The 4628-nt window shown below is 46.0% G+C and carries 5 protein-coding genes; 4 read left to right on the forward strand and 1 reads right to left on the reverse strand.

The window, feature by feature from the left end:
- Positions 1-58 precede the first annotated feature (58 nt).
- Positions 59-910, forward strand: coding sequence for an HNH endonuclease (locus CX651_RS19495; RefSeq protein ID WP_101057770.1), 852 nt, complete (start codon positions 59-61; stop codon positions 908-910).
- Positions 911-985: 75 nt separating this feature from the next.
- Entirely contained in the window at positions 986-1504 is a 519-nt protein-coding gene (locus tag CX651_RS19500; protein ID WP_101057771.1) for an HNH endonuclease, read from the forward strand.
- Here the strand turns inward: CX651_RS19500 and CX651_RS19505 are convergent.
- Complete coding sequence (locus tag CX651_RS19505) at positions 1490-2839, reverse strand: tyrosine-type recombinase/integrase (protein ID WP_101057772.1); 1350 nt, start codon at positions 2837-2839, stop codon at positions 1490-1492. The genes CX651_RS19500 and CX651_RS19505 overlap by 15 nt on opposite strands.
- Positions 2840-3388: 549 nt before the next feature.
- Between CX651_RS19505 and CX651_RS19510 the strand changes: the two genes are divergently transcribed.
- Together CX651_RS19510 and CX651_RS19515 are read left to right on the forward strand one after the other, a co-directional pair.
- The gene (locus tag CX651_RS19510; protein ID WP_101057773.1) at positions 3389-3619 is read left to right on the forward strand and encodes a hypothetical protein; all 231 of its coding nucleotides are present in this window, start codon (positions 3389-3391) and stop codon (positions 3617-3619) included.
- Between the two features lie 135 nt (positions 3620-3754).
- Positions 3755-4297 (forward strand): hypothetical protein, encoded by a 543-nt coding sequence (locus CX651_RS19515; protein ID WP_101057774.1) that lies wholly within the window; start codon positions 3755-3757, stop codon positions 4295-4297.
- The last annotated feature ends 331 nt before the right edge of the window (positions 4298-4628 follow it).

Genomic DNA, 4628 nt, shown 5'->3' on the forward strand with positions numbered 1-4628 from the left:
ATACAGGTGCCGCCTACGGCGTACCTGATCTTGGCGTTAGCCATCAAAAGGAAACACCGTGCCAGTCAGCTTTGAAAAACTGAATATAGGACAAGAATATGAGCGGCCATACCTGGCGGATATTTGGGGCTACAAGGGCTTTCAGGCTATTTCTAGAGGCGTTGTAACACCATCCGGAACAAAGTTCATCATCTTGTTTGTCACTAAACAAAAGCAAGAAGCACTAACTCAGTACAACGACTATTTAGATGGGGATCTGCTTCACTGGGAAGGAGAAAAAAAGCACTCATCAGACACAAGAGTGATTAATGCGAGGTCTGCGAACGATGAAATACACCTGTTCTATCGAGACATTCATCATACGCCATTTGTTTATTATGGGCAGATTCATCTAAAAGAACATCGCCTTCTTAGTTCTTCCCCTAGTCAATTTGTGTTTTCGATAAGAAATGAAAATCGAAGTCCAGATATATTTCAAGACATTGAAACACACCAATGTGAATTCAAATCTCTAGATCAAACTGAGAAAGACTCAATCGTAAAGAGCCGCATCGGGCAAGGTCTATTCAGGGATGGTGTAGTTGAACTATGGGGCAGTTGTTCAGTTACAGGCCTAAGCAATCATTCTCTACTTCGGGCATCGCATATCAAACCTTGGAGAGATTCATCTAATCAGGAGCGAATTGATCCAATGAATGGGCTTTTATTACAACCAACACTAGATCATCTATTTGATTTAGGTCTAATTACATTTAGTGAAACTGGAAAAATAATTGTTTCAAAAAAATTATCTCAAGATGACATTAACAAGTTGGAATTAAAATTTGAACTTAACTTTAAATTGAGAGAGATACACAAAAGGACTATGGAATACATGAAGTATCATCAAAAACATGTGTTCAAAGCTTAACAAAGGTCTTCAACGCATGTGCTTTCCCTAACTTAGTTGAATCTTTAAAATTTATTCTATACTGGAGTAATAAAAATGATCAAAAGAGCTACGGATATGATGTTAGGTTCAGAAGGTTTTTTTGGTGGCAGAGATGTAATTTGGAACAACTCTATAATTGCGACAATCAATAAACAAAATTACAAAATCTCACTTGAACGACCATTCATAGTAACTGTAAGGAAGTCTCAAAGAGGCAAAATAATGACCTATGCCTTATTCAGAGACATTTGGTACAAGTTGACTGATCCTGACTTAACTTTAGAGGAAGTTACTGCCCTAATTATGGACATAGAGGTCAAGAGACAAAAGAAACTTGATGCCGTTATGACACCATCATCAAATAAAAAAGCTAATCGAGAACCTATTCCAAGCGAAGTTCAGCGTGCAGTTTGGAGAAGAGATGGTGGGAAATGTGTCAAGTGTTTTTCAGGTGAAAATTTACACTTCGACCATATTATACCTGTTAGCAAGGGGGGCTCAAACTCTGTATCAAACATACAGATTCTGTGTGCCGCCTGCAATTTAAAAAAAGGGGCGTCAATTGGTGGCTAGTTCAATCTTAATAAGTAATTCTTTCCGCTCTTCCGGCGAGAGTTCTCCTATCTCCCTGATAAGCCGCTCTACCCTGCTTTCCTGCTCTCTAGGCTTCATGGCTTCGCCAACCTCTGCCCCAAAACCCAGCAAAGCCGCTGTAGTGATCCCAAGCTCTCGCCTCACCTGTTCAATATCTAAGTGGGCATAGGTGCTGGCGGTAATGCTAATGTCACTGTGCCCGAGCAGCTTACTGGTGGTTTGAATATTACCGCCGCGCATCACGCTCCAACTGGCGATAGTTCGCCGAAGGTCGTGAATGGTGACACTCTCGCCCTTGCCTTCGCCCCGTAAACCCGCCCTGTCGGTGATCCGGTGCCAGAAGCTGCCCTGACTGGATTTTTCGGTTACATGGCCTGTGAGGCTGTTATCTGAGGGGAACACGAACCGCTGCCCGGCAACGGCTTCAGCACTGCGCCGAGTGAGGATTTCCATGGCTTCTTTGGTCAGGGGCACTGCATGGGCCTTTTTGGCCTTCATCTTAGAGGTGGGGATAAGCCAGATCCCCCGGTCTTTGTCTATCTCGCGCCACTCCATACTGAGCACACAGCTTTTGCGCTGCCCGGTGAGCAGCAACATCATCACAATGTCGCGGTACAGGGGCCGCTCGCTGTTAAGGCTTTCAAGTAACCTTCTCACTTCATCCTGATTCAGAATGCGCTCACGCTTCACCTCAGTCAGTTTTCTGACTTTGGCAAAGGGATTGTGCTCTTGCCCGGCATACATGGACTTGAGCAGAGTCAGGCATTTATTGCGAACCGCTGCCGAGCTTTTGGTCAGAATACGCTTTAACAGATTCTCAGCCCCGACTGGATCTATGCCGCTGACTTCGATATGACCTATGGGGGCTTGCAGGTGGTTTGCCCATGTTGAGCGCGCATCCTGCAATGACTTGGGCCGCCGCTCGCCGGTTTTTATCTTAAGCAGGAATTCGGCTACCCAGCCATCAAAGAGATCCTGCACCGACATACTGAGCGCATCACGGCGGGCCGTTTCTTCTCTGGCAAGCCGCTTGGCTTCGTTGGGGTTTTCCCCTTCGGCAAACTGCACCGCAATCTGTTTGGCAAACTTACGGGCGTTCTCGATGGTGACGTTTGGAAACTCGCCAATGGTGACTGAAGTATCCTTTCCCAAGTGCTTACGGCGGAACCTGAAAAACTTCTTCCCGCTGGGCATAACCTCCAGAATCAGCCCATTTACCGAGTCTCGATGCCCAAAATCGGCCAAACGATACCTTTTTGTACCGATTTTTAGCTGTTCAAAAGCACGTTTTGTGAAAGAAATTTCTGCGTCCATTTATACTTAGCCCCAAATTCTGTGCCGCCTATGTGCCGCCTTAGGGAGTAAATTAGACTAATTTTGGTTAAAGTCAATACAAGCCAAAATCACATAACTCGTTGTATTATATGATTTCGTTAATTTTGATTAAGGTCGGTAAAAGTGAAAAATCTCTCCTGTGGGGAGACCAGCATTTTCTTCTTGTGCCTGATTGCACAAGTCTCAAGCTTCTTTTAGAACCATCCACCTGCCGATCCAGGCGCTTCAAATTAGTGATTTTGTTCTCTGATAGTTTTCTCTTAGGAAAACATTGAGTTAGCAATGTGGCCATCGTGGCTTTAAAGCCTTAAATAGCCAACCAACTTGGATTTAGCTTCCCGCTAAGCAACAACCCTTCACCTGCGATGCGGATGGGCAGGAAGCTCGAATGTCGTGAAGGACAGGACGTCCGAGAACAGTCCTTTTCGCACAGGCGATCCTGTGACTCGCTGCAAGTACATCCTTGTAAGCTCTGCCTCGGCATCCATGCCTCGGAAGGTCACAGTTCCGCCTGTGCCTGGGAATTAGGTGTATATCTTTAGCAACTCAGCAACTCAGCAACTCAGTTGTGCTTCGGGTATTCCGGCAGTCAAAACCAACCGCTACGGCGATGAAGCCCTAACCCGCCTAAGAGGCATTATCAGCTTTGGGGTTGAAGTCATCACCCGAGTCCACCAATGGACCATTTCTCAACGAGAAATCTACAAAGAGTATCAGGCAGAGAGCACAGACCGCTTTCCCGTGGAGTGCTATCAATAAGTGTACAGACTATGTAAAAACCGAAAACCAACCATGACACAAAGCATTTGAAAGCTAGATGAAAGACGGTAATATCTTTAGCTAACTAAAGGGAAGCCAAGCATTTACATGCAAGCAGCTACTTAAGGATGAGTCATGGATCCACTGTCGCAACTGTTCGCCGCCTATCTGGAGATGGTGAGCAATAACATCACTAACGCCTACATTGATGCGGCAAACACTAATGTCACAGCCCAAACACTCACCTACAAGGGCACCAACATTCGATTCCAGCACTTTCTCTGGCAGGTAAAGCAAGAAAGTGTTTGCGCTGACATTAAGCAGCAAGCAACCGCCTACTCCAAGTGCACACTGCAAGCCAAAGCCATGTTCACGGATTTGTGCAATCAGCTATCCAGCATGAAAAACCTGAACCCAAAAGGCCGCAGCTTATCGCGGATGTATTGCAGTGCATCCCTTAATTACAAACCCGTGATAGCCAAAATAGGCGAACCGACCCCAAAGACTTGGACATCATTTCTGTTCAATCCAAAGACCGGCACCGCAGGCAAGCCCGTACGGCAAACAGAGCAGCAGCTTAAAGAGAAGGAATGTAATCAGCTCATACTAAAAGCGATGCAGGACAGCAGCCCTGAATTGGCTAAACGCCGAGATAAAATCTGCGCTGAGGCAAAGTAACAGAAAAGGACTATTTGGCAAGGTGGTAATCGGACAAAGAGATATCCGCAACCTAGTTAGTTGAGCAAACGCAACTTTTTGTAAGAAAGAGCAAAAGTCCTACAGACGATCGAAAAGTGCTGTGGTACGTTCGAGCTAAGTGGGACACTTGTCCCATACAATCAGCCCCTTAGGGGACAGAAGGAACGCTGGAATCCTAAATCCATGGGCGGTAGCGTGCCCCCAGGACAAGAGACAGAACAGTTTCTGTCACTTAGCTGGAGCCGAAGGGCCTCTGGCCCGCCACGCGACAAAAATGTCGGGAACATTTTTGAACGGCTTTAGCAGTCCC

The organism is Shewanella chilikensis (assembly GCF_002836945.1).
Taxonomy (GTDB): domain Bacteria; phylum Pseudomonadota; class Gammaproteobacteria; order Enterobacterales; family Shewanellaceae; genus Shewanella; species Shewanella chilikensis.